General features: G+C 39.1%; 14 protein-coding genes. All 14 read left to right on the plus strand.

Annotated features, from left to right (window positions below):
• The first annotated feature begins 1 nt into the window (after window position 1).
• The 14 genes from H4O18_RS11120 (at window position 2) to H4O18_RS11185 (ending at window position 21610) form a co-directional block, all read left to right on the plus strand.
• Window positions 2-1000, plus strand: a complete 999-nt coding sequence (locus H4O18_RS11120; protein ID WP_187584500.1) for a PorP/SprF family type IX secretion system membrane protein — start codon at window positions 2-4, stop codon at window positions 998-1000.
• A 1222-nt stretch (window positions 1001-2222) separates the two neighbouring features.
• Window positions 2223-5321: a SusC/RagA family TonB-linked outer membrane protein gene (locus H4O18_RS11125; protein WP_187584501.1), complete on the plus strand. Its 3099-nt coding sequence runs from the start codon at window positions 2223-2225 to the stop codon at window positions 5319-5321.
• Window positions 5322-5339: 18 nt separating this feature from the next.
• On the plus strand, window positions 5340-6809 hold the full coding sequence (locus tag H4O18_RS11130; protein WP_187584503.1) for a RagB/SusD family nutrient uptake outer membrane protein: 1470 nt from the start codon (window positions 5340-5342) through the stop codon (window positions 6807-6809).
• A 290-nt stretch (window positions 6810-7099) separates the two neighbouring features.
• Entirely contained in the window at window positions 7100-7960 is an 861-nt protein-coding gene (locus tag H4O18_RS11135; RefSeq protein WP_187584505.1) for an endonuclease/exonuclease/phosphatase family protein, read from the plus strand.
• Between the two features lie 103 nt (window positions 7961-8063).
• Window positions 8064-8909: an endonuclease/exonuclease/phosphatase family protein gene (locus H4O18_RS11140; protein WP_187584507.1), complete on the plus strand. Its 846-nt coding sequence runs from the start codon at window positions 8064-8066 to the stop codon at window positions 8907-8909.
• 19 nt (window positions 8910-8928) lie between these two features.
• The gene (locus H4O18_RS11145) at window positions 8929-9777 is read left to right on the plus strand and encodes an endonuclease/exonuclease/phosphatase family protein (RefSeq protein WP_187584509.1); all 849 of its coding nucleotides are present in this window, start codon (window positions 8929-8931) and stop codon (window positions 9775-9777) included.
• 323 nt (window positions 9778-10100) lie between these two features.
• A complete protein-coding gene (locus H4O18_RS11150; protein WP_187584511.1) occupies window positions 10101-11219 on the plus strand; it encodes an alcohol dehydrogenase catalytic domain-containing protein in 1119 nt (372 codons plus the stop codon).
• A 9-nt stretch (window positions 11220-11228) separates the two neighbouring features.
• Entirely contained in the window at window positions 11229-12029 is an 801-nt protein-coding gene (locus H4O18_RS11155; protein WP_187584513.1) for an alpha/beta hydrolase, read from the plus strand.
• 164 nt (window positions 12030-12193) lie between these two features.
• Window positions 12194-12610, plus strand: coding sequence for an HYC_CC_PP family protein (locus tag H4O18_RS11160; RefSeq protein ID WP_187584516.1), 417 nt, complete (start codon window positions 12194-12196; stop codon window positions 12608-12610).
• Between the two features lie 131 nt (window positions 12611-12741).
• The gene (locus tag H4O18_RS11165) at window positions 12742-16494 is read left to right on the plus strand and encodes an efflux RND transporter permease subunit (protein WP_187584518.1); all 3753 of its coding nucleotides are present in this window, start codon (window positions 12742-12744) and stop codon (window positions 16492-16494) included.
• Entirely contained in the window at window positions 16491-17711 is a 1221-nt protein-coding gene (locus H4O18_RS11170) for a TolC family protein (protein WP_187584534.1), read from the plus strand. Before H4O18_RS11165 ends, H4O18_RS11170 begins: the two co-directional genes overlap by 4 nt.
• Before the next feature lie 73 nt (window positions 17712-17784).
• Window positions 17785-18369, plus strand: coding sequence for a DUF3347 domain-containing protein (locus H4O18_RS11175; protein WP_187584536.1), 585 nt, complete (start codon window positions 17785-17787; stop codon window positions 18367-18369).
• A 108-nt stretch (window positions 18370-18477) separates the two neighbouring features.
• Entirely contained in the window at window positions 18478-19035 is a 558-nt protein-coding gene (locus H4O18_RS11180) for a helix-turn-helix domain-containing protein (protein ID WP_187584538.1), read from the plus strand.
• A gap of 70 nt (window positions 19036-19105) precedes the next feature.
• On the plus strand, window positions 19106-21610 hold the full coding sequence (locus tag H4O18_RS11185) for a heavy metal translocating P-type ATPase (protein WP_187584540.1): 2505 nt from the start codon (window positions 19106-19108) through the stop codon (window positions 21608-21610).
• The last annotated feature ends 50 nt before the right edge of the window (window positions 21611-21660 follow it).

Below are 21660 nucleotides of genomic sequence, written 5' to 3' on the forward strand. Positions count from 1 at the left end.
GATGAAAAAACTTAATATAACAATCCTCCTACTAATTTTAATTTCATTAGGGGCCAATGCCCAGGAGAAATTTGTGCACAACCTTAGTAAGGTACCAGCATCTTTAAATCCAAGTTTTCATGCCTTTAAGGACAAAACTAGGATAGGGGTATTGGCAGAATTTGCAAGTCAAAATCAAGGTACCCAATCCCAGCACAAATACGCCTTTGGCTCAACCGCTTTTGAAGAATATAATTTTCAATTGGGCTTGGATTTGTTCAATAATAATTTAAACAACTCCGGATTTAACTATACTTCGGCTGCCTTGAGTTATATGTACAAATTGGTATTGAAGAACGATTGGATACTATATCCTGGAATAACGGCAGCTTATAGCAACTACAGGTACGACTTTAACAATCTTACCTTTCAGGATCAAATTAACATATTTACTGGACAAATCAGTGCTAATACCATTGATCCCATTACAGCTTCAGAAAATATAGGCTATTTGGATATGGGAGCTTCAGTTTTGATACATAATGATATTAATATGCTCTTTGGACTATCCCTTAAACATTTGAATCAACCCAGGATCTCATCAAAGCAGAGCGAAAATAACGTAAATTTAAATATGCTCATTTCAGGGCAGTTTGGATACGAATTGAACATCAATAAATATGGTCAGGCCAAATTACCCGAATACTCGTATCTATATTTGTTCAATGCAGTTTCCGTACAAGGTCCAAATACTAGATTGGATTTTTATCAGGATTTTACCCTGGGTAATTTTAGTATAGGTATAAATGAGCATCTCAATTATATGGAAAATGCTTCGTTCTCCGAAATAGGATTTGCGACCAGCCTTACCCTTGAGACTTTTGAATTTGGATTAAACTATAGAGTGCCCTTTGGCGGTGAGGCCAAACAGATTATTCCCAATTCATTGGAACTATTCTTAGTCTTTGATATTTCCCGATTTAAGGAGCGCAGAAGATCGGATTATAGTAAGTTTTATTAACTAAGCTATACGCCCTGCTCGAGAATGGGTTAGACCCATTTTTATTTTGATAACAAATTAAAGATTAAATAAAGACTACCAGATCATACTATTTGCCCTTGGTTGGGAGATACTATAGATAGCATTAGTTTCTGAAACAGAATGCTACAATCCACTTAAAATTAAGACATTATTGCATGTCCCAACCTCAAAATTAATTATAATCCCAAATAAGTAGGGTGCGATGCGCCCTTTATCTGCGATAATCCGATAAAGTTACTTGTAGAATTCCTTTTAGGAAGTAAATTGCACCAAGACCACCTACATCAAAAAAAAAATTAAGCAAGTAAAAAACAGACTTAGCATTAACTTTTTGCACTGTAAAAAAAGTTTCGAAATCTTGTTTTTCAAATTAAAATTTGAAATTTACCGCACACAAATCATTGTTGATCAGTTAAATATGTAAAATATTTATGCATTGACTACCTTATATCTAAAAGAGAAAGTTTGGTATATAGGCCACCAAAATAATCCCGAAGTACACCTTTTAATTGCATTCAATCTTACACTAAATTTTTAATGCAAAGGTTTGCATAAATAATATGGCAAAGCCATAGGAGGTTAGTTTTATTTTTTGTTGATTTGACTAATACCCAAATTAGATAAAGCTCATAAAAAGTTGCAATTTTTTCGCAATATTAAAAATTATTAACTATTTGTTAATACAAAAATCAAATTTTTAAGGAAAAAATCAATACATTGGGGTATAAAAAATCGGGAAATGCTGTCACATTCCCCGAAAAATTAAAAGCGATCAAAGAAATTTCTAACCACTTAAAGCAAAACAAAGATATGAAAAAACCTCAGTAACTTATTCCGTTTGCCTCAATTTGCATGCTATAATTCCATTAAAAATGCTCCAATAAACGTCAACTTGTGATTTTTGTTAGTGCTTTAGGCTCTTATAAATCTGTATAGGGCAAAATCGGAGACCAGCAATAATCGATAACTTTTTAAAAAAAACATCTATACGCTTCAGTGAATAGTGGCATCTGGTACATTGTATTATGTTCTATACCAATGTTTCTCAATACTTTTTGGCAATATTTTAATTTTTATTCATTCTGACTATAGCGAAGCATGCTGTATTGGTCATAATGTCAATAATTGCTTAAATGTTTAAACCAGACCGCCACTGAAGTTTATTAGTACAGTGGAAAATCAACTTAAAAATAATATGAAAATGAAATACAAAATGAATTTAATACAAAAGCCATGGGCCGGAAGTTTATTCCTAGTGGCATTATTGTATGCTTCGGGAATACAGATCACGTATGCCCATAAGTTGGACGTAAAAACACTTTTCGAAGTTAACATTCAGGCCACTACGGTCACAGGTGTTGTCAGTGACGACAACGGTACTCCTTTACCTGGTGCCAGTGTGGTGGTCAAGGGTACTGCCACGGGAACAGTTACCGATTTTGATGGCAATTATTCTATTGAAGTGGGTACTGGTGGAACATTGGTTTTCAGTTATATAGGGTACAAAACGGTTGAGGTTCCGGTTGGCGGAAAGACCATTGTCAATGCAATCCTCCCTATAGATGCAACTCAGCTCGATGATGTTGTAGTGGTAGGTTATGGTACCCAGAAAAAAAGTGAGGTAACATCATCCATTTCCCAAATAAACGGAAAGGATTTTCAAACATCCACAGCATCCAATGCTGCGATGGCATTACAGGGCAGGGCCTCTGGTGTTGAATTTGTTAATTCTGGAACACCCGGAAGTACCCCGAGTATAAGGATCCGGGGAATCGGAACCATAAACAACTCCCAACCGCTAATCGTTTTGGATGGGGTTCCTGTATCCTCAGATATGTTAGGGCAATTGGCTTCTTCGGAAATACAATCTGTGGAGATATTGAAAGATGCGGCATCGGGGGCCATTTATGGGACTCGTGCTGCCAACGGGGTAGTTTTAATTACCACCAATAATGCCCGGTTCAACGAGAAAACAACGGTAAGGCTTAATGCCTCCACTGGTTTTAATAGCGTCATAAAGAAATATCCGGTCACCAATGCGGAACAGCTTTACGAATTAAAACGAGAGAGATACATAATGGATGGTCTTCCCATAGACCCAAATTCCCCATGGGCCGATGAGTACTACAATCAGACTAGGACGGATTGGCAGGAGGAAATGTTCAGGGACGGTATTTTTCAAGACTATAATATGAACATAAGCGGAGGTTCGGAAAAATCTACCATCAATGCCAATATATTTTATAGGGATGAGGAAGGTACCCAGATAAATACTTATTTCAAACGCTTGGGGATTTCGTTGAGAGGTACACAGAAGATATCCGATCGCTTTAGAATTGAGGAAAACATAAGGATAACAAACAATCACACCTTGTTAACACAGGACGACGGTGGCACAGGAACTTCCCAAACCATCTATTCTTCATATAGGTTTATGCCTGCTATCCCTGTAAAATATGAAGATGGCAGTTATGGTTCCGGAAAGGCATCCACCCAATTGGGAGATATGTGGAATCCGGTTTATAAGGCTAAGGAAGAATGGAGGCATCGATATAAATTTAATACCTTGATCAGCTTGAAGGCGGATTATGATTTTACAGACGCTTTAACCCTAACGGCCAGGGCATCTTATCAAAAATCGACTTCAAAGTTCGAAGGATTTCAGAACATTACTCCAGATCAATCCAGGACGGAGAACTTGCCTATTATTAGAATTAACACGGATGAAACAACTGTTACCTTGGGAGAATTGTTTACCAGTTTCAAAAAGTCCATGGGATTGCATAATATAGGAGCGGTACTTGGAATATCCGGGCAAGTGGATAAAGGTTCTTATCTTAATATGTCAGGGGAGGGTTTTGCCTCTGTAGACGAAAACCAATTGGTAATGGATAATGCTTCTATCATAAAAGGTGGTGGCAATGATTATTTGGCTACTGGGTTGGCTTCCGCATTTGTACGTGGAACTTACGGTTACAATGACAAATATTATGTGTCGGCTATTTTTAGAGCTGATGGTTCATCAAGATTTGCAGAGGGAAATCGTTGGGGTTATTTCCCTTCAATTTCCGGAGGATGGAGAATTTCCAATGAAAGCTTTTTAAAAGATGATCCCACCATTTCCAATATGAAACTTAACCTAGGATGGGGTCAGCTTGGAAATCAAAACGTGAGGGCCTTTCAGTATCTAAATGTTTATAATAAGGATACCGAATATGTCTTGAACGATACCAATTTAACTGGAACACGATTGGCCTCTTTTGCCAATCCGGATATTACATGGGAAACTACAAGTGCGTTAAACGTCCTATTGGAGTTGGGACTGTTCAATAATAAATTCAATTTGGATGTTGCCTATTTTGATAGGTTGACTACCGATATGTTGATTCCCTTACCTGGCTTGAATACCGCAGGCCTGGTAGCTATTCCCGATTCTAATATAGGGGAAATGCACAATTCCGGTTTCGAAATAGAACCATCCTATGTGGGCCAAGTGGGGGATTTGAATTTTGAATTGGGCGTGAATGCCACTTTAATAAAAAATGAAGTTACCAAGCTTTATGGATCTAGTAAATTTATTTCCGGAGGAGAACAGACCAGAACCTATGAAGGAGAACCTATTAGTTCATTTTATGGTTGGAAAACAGATGGCATTTATCAAAATCAATCAGAAATAGACAATGATCCCAATATCTCAAGTGACGCACGTAGATCTAACATCACCCCGGGGGACGTTCGCTTTGTGGATACCAATGGGGATAATATAGTTGATGAACAAGATCGGGTACATATTGGCGATGCCAATCCAAAACTTCTTTTAGGATTTCATGCAGATCTAAAGTATAAAGGATTCGACTTTTCGGCGGTGTTCAGTGGTGCATTCGGACATGACTTGTACGATGCCATGATGATGCGTGGAATCGACCCTACCCAGAGCGCCAACATGGATGCCGTGGCCTACCAAAGATGGAGTGGCGAAGGAACTTCCAATACCTATCCAAGAATGTCTACCATTATCGCAAATAACAATTACAGAGTTTCCGAATTGGGAATTAAAAGCGGTAACTATCTTAGAATGAAAGATGTTGTTTTAGGCTATACCATTCCGGAAAACCTAACGGAACAAATAGGGGTAAGCAATATGAAATTTTATATTTCCGGACGTAACTTACTGACCTTTACTAATTTTGATGGAGTAGACCCTGAAGAAAGTGGGACCAATAACCTCACACGTGGGGTAATATATAACAACTATCCACAGTCCAAAAGTGTTGTTCTCGGAGCAAATATCACATTTTAATTAAAAAGCTAAATAACGATGAAAAACTATATAATTATATTAATTGCAATGGTCATGACAACTTCATGTGATGACATATTGGAGCAAGATTTAGTTGGAAAACGGACTGATCAGGATTATTGGACTACCGAAGCCGATATGGTGGACGCTTTGGCAGGTGCCTATGGGCAATGGGCTACAAGGGCATTGGGCATGCACGACCTATTTTTCGACAATCAAGGTGACGACCATTGGAGAGCCGGAGATCACGCCCAGGATGAGGAAATCGAAACTTTTAACACGGATCCCTCCAACTATAAACTCAGGGATACCTATAAATATAAATACGAGGTAATCAGTAGTGCCAATGGTATTTTGATCAATGGTCCAAAAGTAAAGGACTTGGGGGCTATAGGTGATGTTTCCTATAATTCCATTATGGGGCAGGCCTATTTTTTGAGAGCCTACGCGTATTACCGCCTATATCTTATTCACGGACAGGTACCAATTATTACTGAAGAGAATGTTCTGGCCAATGAATACAATATTCCAAAATGTGAGTCTCCAGAAGTATTGAGCGATTTTATATTGGCCGATCTGGAAAAGGCTATTGGCCTTCTTCCTATGAACAATGTTCCCGGCAGTGTTGGCAAAGGTGCTGCATGGGCCGTAATGACTTCCATATATATGCACAGGGCCAAGGAGTATAACAACACCGAATTTTTAAATAAGGCAATAACGACGGGTCAAAATGTTGTTGACAATTATCCTTTGGCAGATGATTATCTTTCCCTTTTCCGAGAGGGCAATCAGTATTTAGAGGAAAACCTTTTTATTATGATGAACGATATGGATTGGATCAACCAAAGCATTATGTCAAAGCATAGAGGCCCTAGACCTTGGGGAATGTACGGGTTCCAGGAGCCTTTGGATGATTTGGTAAACGAATACGAAGCCGGGGATGTCAGGAAAAGTGTAACCATCATATCCGATGGGGAATTTGCGCTTCAAGGTTCTTTGGGACTGGTGGAACACACTTCGGATTTAACCAATACAGGACATAGCTATTTTAAATATATGGACTGGACGGAATCAGGTAACTTTAATCATGGTCTAAATATTCCATTTTTAAGAGCGGCCGACACCTATTTATTGGTGGCAGAGGCGCAAATTAGACTAAATGGTCCGGGTGCTGGCGATGATCTGATTAACGCTGTGCGGGAAAGAACTGGTTTAGATCCGGTTTCGGGAGCGGATATAGATGATTTGATCCATGAAACGAGAGTAGAACTGGCCGGAGAAAATTTCCGATATCAGAATTTGCTGAGATGGGATAAGGCAGGAATATATGATTTGGAAGAATTCCTGGCAAGACCAGAAAAAATGATTTCCAGTGATGTGGGAAGGAAAGTTTGGAGCGGCCCTAAAAATTATTATCAGCCACTATATCAGACGGACATTGATAATTCGGATGGTGTACTAGAACAGAACCCCGAGTGGATCAATTAAAAGTATTTGAATAAATCAGGAGTAAAAAAAACATCAAATAATCTAAACCTATTTGTATTTGCCTATATCATAAGGATATTTACCGATTTTCATATATTTATATAGGCAATTTTCCCAAATGTTATTTCAATAAACGTATTTATATATAAAGTACGGGGATATCATTTGGGAAATTAGGTTTACAATTTCGTTCTTCATTAGGTAGAAATTATTATCGAGGCCACAATCCACATTAAAAAAGGAAGGCGAGAAAGCGAATAATATTGTTATTTGTAATAAATAGTAAAGCAATGGACTTACGCAGTAGTTTTATAAGTAGATTTTTATTTGCTATCAAGAAGTATATATGTTTAAAGGAGTTAAAGTATCTTTTATATGTCCTTTTTATTTACACCCCTTTGAACAATCTGCAAGGACAGGAATTGAAAGTAATCGCATATAATGTTGAATTTGGGAAAAACACCACTCCAAAAACAGTGTCCGCACTATTGCAATCCGAAAAGGCTGATATTATCTGTTTTAATGAAGTACCAGGACAAGGTTGGACCAAGAAAGTAGGGAAATATTTGGGACTGGCCTACAGCTACGAAGGGACTATTGCTTCTGCGAATCACGAGACTGAATTTAAAGATAAAACTAAGAATTATTACGGGAAATACAAATCAATACTAAGTAGATACCGGTTAAAAGATAAGCATGAAATTATTTTGGACGGTGACGGATGGTCACCTAGCTCTGTTGTGGCAGCGAGCCTCAAAATACCCAAAACTGATAAAAGTATCCAAATTTATAGCTTACATGTTCCATCCGGCAAGTCGCATCCAGAGACAAGTAAAGTTGAACACTTGTCCAGAATAATAGGAAATGGGACAAAAGGAATTGAAAAAATTATCTTGGCCGGAGATTTTAACGATGTCCAAGATTCCAAATCTTTGCAATATTTATATGACATTGGGTTTTCCAATTCCTGGCAATCCCTTGATTTACCACTTAACGATAAAACAACTTATATAACCAAAAAAATAGAGGAGAGAAGCGTCATAGACCACATCCTCTTTAAGGGGGTTACTATAAAGAGTGCCGCAATAATTGAAGAAGAAATAGAGCCCCAGTCCGATCACAAACCCGTTTGGTCACTATTTGTATTGTAATACCTGTCAGGCAGCATGTCTATAATGTTTCCTCCCTTAAACACTATAACCTATTTTATACCATTATTTACTACCTTTTATAAATTATAAAAAGATCACTTCAATGAAATATATGAGCCTTAAAATTATTTCCGGATTAATGATTGCTATTTGCCTTGTCATACTCTTTTCATTCCGTCATAATGCAAATCAAGAGCAGCATCCAAGCAAGAACAATCAAATCCAATTGAACGTTGCCGCCTATAACGTTGAGTTTAGTGACAAAGGTACCGCTGAAGAAATAGGCGCGTTTCTTAAGCCATATAACTTTGATGTAGTCTGTTTTTCAGAGGCTCCGGGAGGTGATTGGACTGCAAAAGTTGGGGCCATCATGGGTCTAAATCACGTTATTGTCGGTAAATACCCGACTGCCGGGCATCTAGACAAATATAAAACTATAGCCAGCCGAATGCCACTCTCAGGTTATGAAGAAGTATTAATGGCAGATACCTTACACACAGTAACTAGAGCAACCACAATTGTTAATGATAAAGTAATGGCACTGTACTCTGTCCACTTTCCTTTTGGGTGGAGAGATCAAGCACACATAGATGAAACAACAGCTAAGGTAACTGCCTTTGTTGACTACCTAAAAGCCAGACAAACAAAGGAAGTTTCAATCCTCATGGGCGATTTCAACTTTGTCCTCTCTACCCAGGATTATAGGAGTCCGTATTATGAAATGTTTGTGGACCTGGGAATGGTTGCCAGTTGGCGCGATTTAAATATAGATGTTACCCGCTTGGGGTCTATGGTAAAGTTTGAACCGGGGAAGAACAAAGCAGGTGGAGTAATAGACCATATTATTTACCCAAGAGATAAAGTCAAGGCCATTGATGGCCAAATTATAGAAATGGAAGCGCCCTTATCCGATCACAAGCCGGTCTGGGCACTTTTGGAAATAAAGTAACACCATTAAAAAATAGATAATGAAAACATGTATTACCCTGGCAATAATTTTTTTTACAGCGTTCATATTTGCCCAAGACACGGCTAAAACAAATATCATGTCCTTTAATATCAGGTATGATGAACCAGAGGATAAGGAACAGAACTGGCACCATAGAAAAGAAAATGTGGTGAGAATGCTTAAGTTTTATGATTTGGATATCATCGGTTTTCAAGAGGTGTTGCTTTCCCAATTAAACTACCTCAAAACCAATTTGAAAGAGTATGATTTTGTTGGTGTTGGAAGGGAAGATGGTGTGGACAAAGGAGAATTCGTACCAATATTTTATAGGAAAGATAGATATAAAAAAGTAGAAGAAGGTACTTTTTGGCTTAGTGAAACCCCGGAAAAAGTTAGTAAAGGTTGGGACGCCAATTTGGAAAGAATTGTGACCTGGGCAGTTTTATTGGACAAGAGAAACGATACCGAAATCCTGATTTTAAATACCCATTTTGATCATAGGGGGATAGAAGCACGAATAAAAAGTGCGCAATTATTAAAATCAAAAATTGTAGATATAGCCAAGGGAAGACCCGTTATCGTTACTGGCGATTTTAATTCCGTTCCTGAATCACAGGCAATACAAGGTTTGACGGATACAAGGGACGAAAATAGTCTTGTTAACTCACAAACGGTGGCTAATTTTACCTATGGTCCAAATTGGACCTCTCCTGGTTTTGATACCAAACCTTTTGATCAGAGAAAGGTTATTGATTATATTTTTTTAAAAAATATCCCAGCTGTAAATAGATATGCCGTTTTCACGGAGAAATTAAATGAAATCTGTCTCTCGGACCATTGCCCGGTATTTGTTCAAATTGAAATGTAAATTAATATACCCACTTGTAATATATTTTAGATGAAAATTATGCTGAAATTTGAAGATAATGGGGCTTATCTTAAATTTTTAGGATAGTTTTTATAAAGGTATTAAAATTAGAAATTGCCTTTTGGTATTTTAGGGGCAAAATGATATTGGCCGTTGATGCAGTGAAAAGTGCAACAGTCTATGTCCATGTTACTATGTTGATTAAAAGTGGGGCAAGAATCAATAAGAAATAAGAGTTGGATAGTTACGAATAGGAAAATTGCACACCTTATTAGACCCATAAGTGCCTGGAAACCCACTCTTAAAAAGCGAAAAATATAAGTATGTCCATAACATCCAAGAGTGCCATTGCTACCGGTGATGGCAAATTTATTATTGATCATGTTACCCTCAGCGATCCATTGGAAAATGAGGTTTTGGTAAAAATGAAGGCAGCAGGTCTCTGTCATACCGACTATGATTCCCTTAGTTGGGGAAAGCCGGTACTCATGGGCCATGAAGGAGCTGGATTAGTGACAAAAGTAGGCTCGAAAGTGAAAAATTTCAAGCAAGGAGACCAGGTGATCTTAAATTGGGCAACACCATGTATGAGCTGTTTCCAATGTCAGGAGGGAAATCAGCATATCTGCGAGAATAATTCACCTGTCGTAGCGGGTGGAAATGGATATACACCTGGCCATGCCCATTTGGAAGGTACCCTATGGAAAGGCAAGCCCATAGAGCGCTCGTTCAATCTGGGCACTCTTAGTGAGTACGCTTTGGTTAAGGAATCTGCACTGGTAAAAGTTGATCATGACAATCTAAATTTCTCTGCGGCAAGTATTATTAGCTGTGGGGTAATGACGGGTTATGGTTCTGTAGTAAATGCTGCAAAATTAAAGGCTGGTAGTTCGGTAGTTGTTCTGGGTTGTGGTGGAGTTGGATTGAACGTCATCAACGCTTGTGCCATTTCCGGTGCAGCAAGTATTTTAGCGGTAGACGTAAATCCTAATAAACTGGAATTGGCCAAACAATTTGGAGCTACGGATGTTATGTTGGCCGACAAATCGGACAAGGGTCTAAGCCAATTAGCCATAAAAGTTAAGCAATTATTTGATGGCCGCGGTGCCGATTACGCTTTTGAATGTACCGCAATTCCATCCTTGGGAGCAGCACCTTTGGCGATGATCAGGAACGCAGGAACAGCGGTTCAAGTGAGTGGTATTGAAGAGGAAATTACTGTTGATATGCGCCTCTTTGAATGGGACAAAATATACATCAATCCCCTTTATGGAAAATGTCGACCTGAAATAGATTTCCCAAAATTGATGCGATTATACAAAAAGGGGGATTTAAAATTGGATCAGATGATTACTCGGGAATATCAACTTGAAGATTTACAGCAGGCATTTGACGATATGCTTCAAGGAAAAAATGCCAAGGGTGTAATAGTTTTCAATTAAATTTACGGTATGAGCAATTTTAGAACCGTTGAACTTTCGGACGAAGCTTTTGAAAACGCTGGACTAAGGTTTCTAACTATCAAATCCAAAAACTTGAAGGGCAGGGGTGACATTTGTCTGTTTATACCTGAGGTGGAAGAAAAATTAACCGATCTTCCCATCTACATTCTTCTGCACGGGGTTTACGGAAGTTCTTGGGCCTGGGCCATGAAAGGTGGAGCGCATATTACGGCAAAAAGATTAATGGATAAGGGCGATATACGTCCGGCCATTATTGCCATGCCTTCAGACGGACTTTGGGGTGACGGTTCTGGTTATTTATCCCACAAGGACAAAGACTTTGCCCAATGGATCGTATCCGATGTTCCAGAGGCCATAATTGAAACTATAGCCGGAGCAACCAAAAACTCTCCATTATGTATTGGGGGCTTGTCTATGGGCGGATATGGTGCATTGATGCTTGGGGGGCAAAACCCCCATAAATTTAAGGCTATTTCGGCCCACAGTGCCATTACCAAGTTTGAGCAGATGACCAATTTTGTTGAAGAACCATTGGAGAAATATACTATTCAAAAGAAGAATATCAACGTTATTGATGTTCTTCAGGAGAACAAAAAAAACTTACCGGCAATTAGGTTCGATTGCGGAACCAAGGATAATCTCCTGGAAGCCAATAGAACTTTACACCAGGAAATGTCCGCATTGAATATTAACCACATCTACGAAGAATTTGAAGGCGGGCACGAATGGCCGTATTGGCAAAAGCATTTGGAACAAACTTTAAAGTTCTTTGATAAACAAAGGGATTAATGTATTAATGAAGTTATGTTTTGTTTTCCTTTACAGAGATTATAACACCAATGCATTTTTACAAAGATTTTGAATGCTAAAGTCCGTACATTAGATTGTGTCATTTTGATTAATCTTATGTTAATAACGCCTAATCTTATTATTTTTTGATAATTTTGCATTAGATGAAAAAAGTCTTCCATAAGGTATTGGCGGTTTCCATGGCCTTTGTAGTTATGTTTACTACAATGTCGTTTACCATGGATATGCATTATTGTGGAGCGTCATTGGTTGATCTTTCTTTCTATAGCAGTGCCGATAGCTGTGGCATGGAAAAAGAACAGCCGGTAAAGGATTGCGAAACTAAAATTACTTCAAAATCTTGTTGTACTGAACATCAATTGGTCAAGGAAGCAAATCAGGACCTTAAGATTTCGTTTGATAAACTAACTTTTGAGCAGCAGACTTTTGTTGCTACTTTCCTTTACTCGTATATTAATCTTTTTGATGGCTTTGATGAAAACATCCAATCTTTCAAGGATTATTCGCCGCCCTTTCTCAAACGGGACGTGCAGGTTTTGTACGAGTTATATTTAATTTGATTTTTAGACAGTTCCCGATAACCATCGGGATATAGCCCAACGGCATTTCCGTTATGGGCAACTTTTGTTGCGTTCAATATTCTGTACGCCCATCAATACACAAATTTATAACTGTCTAATTACCAAAATCCATGCTGAACAAAGGCATAAAATTTCTAATAGAAAACAAACTCGTTGCAGTTCTAATGCTTACTCTTTTTGTAGGCTGGGGCATTGTGAACGCACCTTTTAATTGGGATACAGGTTTTTTACCTACAGATCCTGTGGCCGTGGATGCCATTCCAGATATAGGTGAAAATCAGCAAATAGTTTTTACCAAGTGGGAAGGACGTTCCCCACAGGATATAGAGGATCAAATTACTTATCCTCTTACCTCCTCACTTTTAGGTATCCCTGGTGTAAAGACCATCAGGAGCTCATCTATGTTCGGCTTTTCAAGTATCTATATCATTTTTGAAGAAGATATTGAATTCTATTGGTCGCGTAGTCGGATCTTGGAAAAACTAAATTCCTTACCCAGCGGACTGTTGCCCGACAATGTAAATCCAGCTCTAGGTCCAGATGCTACTGGCCTGGGCCAGATCTTTTGGTATACGCTGGAAGGTCGCGATAAAGAAGGTAATGTTACAGGCGGGTGGGATCTACAGGAATTGCGAAGTATTCAGGACTATTATGTAAAGTATGCACTTTCTTCTGCTGCAGGAGTTTCAGAAGTCGCCTCCATTGGTGGATATGTTAAGGAATATCAGGTGGACGTAAATCCTGAAATAATGCGGCAATACAATATAAGCTTGAGCGATATTGTAAAAGCCGTTAAAAAATCCAATCAGGATATAGGTGCCCAGACCTTGGAGATTAATCAAGCCGAATACTTGGTGCGTGGCCTTGGCTATGTTGAGTCTATTGAGGATATAGAGAATGCAGTAGTAAGTTCTGAAAACTTCACATCCCTTCGTATTAAGGATTTGGGGAAGGTACATATGGGGCCGGCACCTCGTCGTGGAATATTGGACAAGGAAGGTGCGGAAGTAGTAGGTGGGGTAGTAGTAGCAAGGTATGGCTCAAACCCTTTGGAGGTCATTAACAATGTTAAAAAGCAAATCGAGGAACTGGCTGCCGGATTACCCTCCAAGCAATTGGAGGATGGTAGGACTTCCCAAGTGACCATTGTACCCTTCTACGATAGAACGGAATTGATACATGAAACCTTGGGGACACTTAATGAAGCTTTGACCTTGGAAATTCTCATTACTATCCTGGTCATAATTGTAATGATATTCAATTTACGGGCTTCCATTCTAATCTCCGGTTTATTGCCAGTAGCCGTATTAATGGTTTTTGTTACCATGAAGCTTTTTAATGTGGATGCCAATATTGTTGCCTTATCCGGTATTGCAATAGCAATCGGGACCATGGTGGATGTTGGGGTAATTCTCGCCGAAAATATGATAAGACATTTGGAAGATGAGAAATTGCGCCATAGCGAAGATGGAACCGACTATACGATCAACGAAATTATTTATAATGCCACTTCAGAAGTTTCCGGTGCCATTTTAACTGCTGTACTTACCACTATTATTAGTTTTATGCCCGTCTTTACCATGATAGGTGCGGAAGGGAAACTTTTCCGGCCTTTGGCATTCACAAAAACCATGGCACTTACGGCCTCATTGATCATAGCACTTTTTTTAATTCCCCCTTTTGCGGCAGTATTCTTTAAGAAAACCAACCTCAAATTAAATTCCAAATATGTTCTTAATGTTGTGCTGGTTGCACTTGGGTCCACAGCAATTTTTTACGGATATTGGCTGGGACTTATTCTTATAGCTTTTGCTGCCACTGCGTTTTTGGGTATTCAAGGGAAAATATCGCCTAAAAGGGCAAATTTGATCAATATTATTATATCGGTTGTTGCCATTGTACTCCTTCTTGCCGTTTATTGGAGACCCCTTGGCTTTGATCGAAGCATAATCATGAACCTTATTTTTGTTAGTATTATCTGCTTTGGTCTATTGGGAACATTCACGATTTTCAGAAACTACTATTCCAGAATTCTACAATGGGCCTTGGAAAATAAATTGCTCTTCTTGATAATTCCTACAACGGTTTTGACATTGGGATTTTTAATCATGAAAAATACGGGCAAGGAATTTATGCCCTCCCTGAACGAAGGCTCATTTTTATTAATGCCCACTTCATTACCCCATGCAGGAGTAGAAGAGAATAAACGTGTACTACAGCAGTTGGACATGGCCGTGGCCAGCATTCCGGAAATTGAAACGGTAGTAGGTAAATCCGGACGAACAGAATCGGCTTTGGATCCCGCACCGCTTTCCATGTATGAAAATGTAATTCAGTACAAATCGGAGTACATGCGAAATTCGGCTGGGGAGCGACAGCGTTATCAAGTAAACGAGGATGGCCTGTTTGTACTAAAAAATGGCAATTTTATTATTAATCCCAATAATGAATTGGACGAAGACATAGATTATGAAGAGTCCCAATTGCAAACAACGGCGACAAGAGATGACCTTGTTCCTGACAACAATGGCGAATATTATAGAAACTGGCGGCCAAAAATAAATTCGCCAGACGATATCTGGAATGAAATAGTTAGGGTAACAAAACTTCCAGGTGTTACTTCTGCTCCTAAATTGCAACCCATAGAAACACGTTTGGTGATGTTGCAAACGGGCATGCGTGCACCAATGGGAATCAAAGTGAAGGGTCAGGATTTACGGGAAATAGAAGCCTTTGGTCTGCAGTTGGAAAAGATTCTTAAACAGGTAGATGGTGTAAAAGAACAAGCCGTATTTGCAGACCGTATCGTTGGTAAGCCCTATTTATTAATAGATATCGATCGCGATCAACTTGCGCGATATGGCATATCTATAATGGACGTACAGGAAATTCTGCAGGTAGCAGTGGGCGGCATGCCCTTGACACAGACTGTGGAAGGCAGGGAACGCTACTCTATAAGGGTACGTTATCCACGGGAATTACGGGAAAATCCATCAGATCTTGAAAATATTCATGTCCCGGTGGAAAAGGGGAGTCCTGTGCCTTTGGGCCAATTGGTAAATATTAGATACGAACAGGGGCCACAGGTCATTAAAAGTGAAGACACCTTCCTGGTTGGCTATGTTTTGTTTGATAAACTTGATGGCTTTGCAGAAGTAAACGTTGTGGAGAATGCACAGGCCATAATCAAGGGAAAAATAGATAGTGGTGAACTAGTGGTGCCCAAGGGAATTAATTATCAATTTACAGGAACCTACGAAAACCAATTGCGAGCGGAAAAAACGCTATCAATAGTAGTTCCGTTGGCATTAATAATCATCTTTTTGATACTGTATTTTCAGTTTAGATCCGTAGCAACCTCCCTAATGGTATTTACGGGAATTACGGTTGCTTTTGCTGGCGGATTTATCATGATATGGCTTTACGGTCAAGACTGGTTTTTAAACTTTAGTTTTTTCGGAGAAAATCTAAGGGATTTGTTCAACATGAAAACCATCAATTTAAGTGTGGCTGTATGGGTAGGATTTATTGCTCTCTTTGGTATAGCTACAGATGATGGGGTAGTCATGGCCACCTACCTTACTCAAACTTTTGACCGTGAAAATCCAACAGATAAAAAGGGAATTCGATTGGCGGCATTGGAGGCGGCAGAGAAACGTATTAGACCCTGTTTAATGACGACGGTCACTACTATCCTTGCCCTCTTGCCTGTAATGACCTCTACCGGAAAAGGCAGTGATATTATGATACCAATGGCAATCCCAATTTTCGGTGGGATGGTCATAGATATCACCTCCTATTTTATTGTGCCGGTATTATATAGCTGGAAAAAGGAGTTTCAATTAAAACGAGCAAGCAAATGAAAAATATAACATTCATCATCTGTCTTTTACTGGTTTCCACTTGGGTGAAAGCCCAGGATCTGCAATCCTATATTAAGGAGGCCCAGGTAAATAATCCACAGATCCAGGCCTTTGATCTTAAATATAGCATTGCCCAAGAGAAGGTGAACGAGGTAAATACCCTTCCCAACACCACGGTGAGCGCAGGCTATTTCGTAAGTGAACCAGAAACACGCACAGGAGCACAACGCGCACGGTTTTCGGTATCACAGATGTTGCCCTGGTTTGGAACCATAACCGCGCGGCAAAATTATGCTGTGTCCATGTCCAATGTGGATTATATTGAAATAGCTATAGCCAAACGCAAATTGGCGCTTGCTGTTGCCCAATCTTATTACCAATTGTTTGCCATTGAGGCGAAGCAAAAGGTACTGGACCAGAACATACAATTACTGAAGACCTATGAGCGATTGGCATTGACTTCAGTTGAAGTAGGTAAAGCCTCGGCCGTTGATGTTTTGAAATTACAAATACGGCAAAATGAAATGCGTCAACAAAGGGCAATTTTGGATCAGGATTATTTGGCCGAAAAAACTAATTTCAACAATCTTTTAAATAGAAAAGAGACCATGTCTATTGATGTTGTTCCTGAAATGACCCTTCCCTTGGAAGACCCTATTTACTTGGGGAATGGATTGGAACTTAATCCTGAAATCCTGAAGTATGATGAAATGTTTGAATCCATAGTTCAATCAGAATTGCTCAATAAAAAGGATGGAGCTCCCAATATTGGTTTTGGACTGGATTACATTCCCATTCAGGAAAGACCGGACATGAGTTTTGACGACAATGGGAAGGATATTGTGATGCCTATGCTTACTTTCTCGATCCCTATTTTCAACAATCGTATTAAATCTTTTTCCAAACAAAACGAAATGCGCCTAAAAGAAACGGAATTGCAAAAAAACGAGCGATTCAATCTGCTTCAATCGGCATTGGCAAAGGCAGAGTCGGGTCGTAATGAGGCGCGTATTAAATATAATACCCAACGGATCAATTTAAAACAGGCCAAGAATGCAGAAGAAATCCTAATGAAAAATTATGAGACGGGTACCATTGATTTTAATGATGTACTGGACATTCAGGAATTGCAACTGAAATTCCAGATAAACGAAATAGAGGCCGTTAAAGCCTATTTTGGGCAAATGGCCGTAATAAACTATCTAACGAATCAATAAAAATCCTGTATCAATCAATTGATTATCAATTACTAAATTAATTTTAATATTGAAACTTTTAAAACCAAAAACTATGAAAAGAAATGTAAATATTACACTAACAATTGCAGCGATTTCAATAATATCCCTTTCTTCCTGTAAGGACGAAAACAAAAAAGAATCGACCGCACCAATAAGTAATGAAATAAACCAAGAGACTGCAACTGCCCAGGGTAATATAGAGAATATTGCGCAGGATGAAAAAGCAATTGCTGTGGTAAATGGATATTTATCCCTCAAGGATGCACTAGTAGCAGATGATACGGAGTCAGCTGCCCGGACAAGTAAAAAGTTGCTTGCCACATTAAACGATTTTGATACCAACACATATTCCGATACGGAGCAAGCAGAATTACAGGACATCATAGAAGAGGCTAAGGAACATTTAGAACAAATTGCAGAAAGCCCTATAGATGTTCAACGCGAGCATTTCAAAGTTTTGAGCAAGGATGTTACGGAAATGGTAGCCATCACTGGCACCAATACAAAATTGTACGAGCAGTTCTGTCCAATGTACGATAAGGGTACAGCCTGGCTGAGTAACAGTAAAGAAATAAAGAATCCATATTATGGCAGTAAAATGTTGGCCTGTGGAAAAGTACAGAAAGAGCTAAATTAAGATCAGGCGATTTAACAAAAGTAATTAATAAAAAGTTACAGATTTCGCGGTAAGATTGCCGTAGTATCTTTACCCAATGGATGACACAATTAATGAACAGACTTTAAAATGAAGGAAGCCATACATATAAAAAACATGGTTTGTAACCGTTGTATTGCTTCGGTTTTGGCCATTTTTAATGCCGAAAATTACATCGTGGAGTCTGTGGAATTAGGAAAAGTAATTGCAACCAAAGGACAAAAAAGTAATTTTGAAAGTCTAAATAGTGCACTTGCTAAAGTAGGTTTTGAAATTATTCAAAATGAAGTGGATACTTTAATAGAACTAATAAAAGTTAAGCTTATTTATAAAATTGAATTAGGAGAAACAGAGGATTTGTTTAAAATTTTAGCTGAAGATTTTGGAAAAACAGAAACAGCATTAAGTAAACTTTTTAGCAGACATGAAGGAATTACATTAGAAAAATATACCATCAATCTAAAATTGGAAAAAGTGAAGGAGCTTGTGCAATTAGGTCAATTAAATTTTTCTGAAATAGCATATAGTCTCAATTATAAAAACAGCAGTCATTTAGCCAAACAATTTAAAAGTAGTACCGGCATGTCTATGTCTGAATATAAAAGCTTACAAGATTGGGATAGAAAATCGTTGGACCAAATTGTATAAATAAGAATCAGAATTGTGAAAAAGAAACATACGACCGATGTTTAATTTTGATTAATAAAATTAAATAATTATGAAACACACCTATCACATACATGGAATGACCTGTAACGGATGTAGAGGTCACGTCGAAGAAACTCTTTCAAAAATTGAAGGGGTTTCACAAGTAACGGTCAATTTGGAAAAAGCGGAAGCTTCCATTGAAATGGAAAATCACATTCCTATTCAGAAGTTTCAAGAAGCTTTAAAAAAGGATGGCGGAACTTATTCCATTCACATGCCTGGAGACCATCATGCCCATGAAATGGCCGATAAGAAGCCAAAAGCCAGGGGGGAAGGAACAGGGACTTTTTACTGTCCAATGCACTGCGAGGGTGATAAGACCTATGACCGACCTGGCGACTGCCCAGTATGTGGAATGGACCTAGTAGAGGAACAGAAACTAACAACAAGTTCAGCAACTCAATTTACGTGTCCAATGCATCCAGAAATAATTAGTGACGAACCTGGAAGTTGCCCAATTTGTGGAATGGACTTGGTCCCTATGGAAGCTGATCTATCCGCAGAGGAAAAGTCCTATAAAAAATTGCTTAAGAAGTTCTGGATCTCATCGGCATTTTCGCTACCCATTTTCATAATTGCTATGGGGGAGATGTGGCACAATAACCCATTATACGATATTCTGGAATTGAAATATTGGAATTGGGTACAGTTCGCACTATCCATACCTGTAGTCTTCTATGCCACCTGGATGTTCTTTGAGAGGGCATATAGAAGCATTAAGACTTGGAATCTAAATATGTTTACCCTTATTGGAATAGGTGCCGGTGTAGCTTGGTTGTTCAGTGTATTCGGAATGCTGGTTCCCGACTTTTTCCCGGAACAATTTAAGACAGAGGCGGGTACGGTACATGTATATTTTGAAGCTGCTACAGTTATCCTTACCCTTGTGCTAATGGGACAAATGTTGGAAGCACGTGCCCATAGTAAGACCAATTCGGCAGTAAAGGAGCTTTTAAAACTCGCCCCCAACAAGGCCATTAAAGTAGTTGACGGGCAAGAGCAGGAAGTTTCCATAGATAAAATACAAATAGGAGACATCCTTAGGGTAAAACCCGGAGATAAAATTCCCGTAGACGGAGCAATTGCCGAGGGCCACACCTCTATTGATGAATCTATGATTACAGGGGAGCCAATTCCCGTCAATAAAGTAGTTGGTGATAAAGTTAGCAGTGGAACCATTAACGGGAATCAATCCTTTTTAATGAAAGCTGAAAAAGTGGGTTCGGATACTTTATTGGCACAAATAATACAAATGGTAAACAATGCCAGTAGAAGCCGCGCACCAATACAAAAATTGGCCGATACCGTTTCGGGGTATTTTGTACCTATTGTTGTAATTATAGCCGTTATCACTTTTGGAGTCTGGGCCGTATGGGGCCCTGAACCCGCCTATGTTTATGCTTTGGTAAATGCAATTGCCGTATTGATCATTGCATGTCCTTGTGCTTTGGGCTTGGCAACGCCAATGTCCGTAATGGTAGGTGTTGGTAAAGGTGCCCAGAACGGGGTGCTCATAAAGAATGCCGAGGCCCTGGAAAAAATGGACAAGGTAGATGTCCTTATTGTAGACAAAACAGGAACCATCACAGAAGGAAAGCCTACCGTTGAAAAAGTAGGTGCCTTTGGAGATTCGCATTCCGAGAAAGAAGTGCTTCAATACATAGTTTCTCTCAATAGTCTTAGCGAACACCCACTTGCCGAAGCCACAGTAAAGTACGGTAAGGAGCAAAAAACTGAGTTTTTAAAAGCAGATAGTTTCAATGCCATAACCGGTAAGGGTGTGGAAGGAAAGGTAAACGGCAAAAATACAGCTCTGGGCAATGCCAAAATGATGGAAAAAGCCAATGCCAAACTCTCGACTGAAATGGTAAATGAAGTGCAGACCTATCAAAAGCAGGGAAAAACAGTGTCTTATCTATCCATAAAAGGCGAAACCGTTGGTTATGTAGTAATAAGCGATAAAATTAAAGCAACAAGCGTCAAAGCCATAAAGGAATTACAGGATAGGGGTATTGCGGTTATAATGCTAACAGGGGATAACCACGATACAGCCCAGGCGGTAGCCAGCGAACTTAATTTAGCCGATTTTAAGGCTGGGATGCTGCCTGAAAATAAATTACATGAAGTAGAGAAATTACAGAAACAGGGCAAGGTGGTTGCCATGGCGGGCGACGGTATTAACGATGCACCTGCATTGGCTAAAAGTGATGTAGGCATTGCCATGGGAACAGGCACGGACGTGGCCATTGAAAGCGCGGCCATAACCTTGGTACAAGGGGATCTACACGGAATTGTAAAGGCCCGTAACCTAAGTGGTGCCGTAATGAAGAACATTAAGCAAAACTTATTCTTTGCGCTAATTTATAACACTTTGGGAATCCCTATTGCGGCAGGGGTTCTATTTCCATTCTTTGGAATTCTGCTTTCCCCTATGATAGCGGCATTGGCCATGAGCTTTAGCTCTGTTTCTGTAATTGCAAATGCGCTGCGGTTAAGGACTAAATCTATTTCATAAATAATATTAATTATTAGAAAAAAATGGAAAAGAGAATTTAATTATTAATC

The organism is Arenibacter arenosicollis (assembly GCF_014397245.1).
Classification (GTDB): Bacteria; Bacteroidota; Bacteroidia; order Flavobacteriales; family Flavobacteriaceae; genus Arenibacter; species Arenibacter arenosicollis.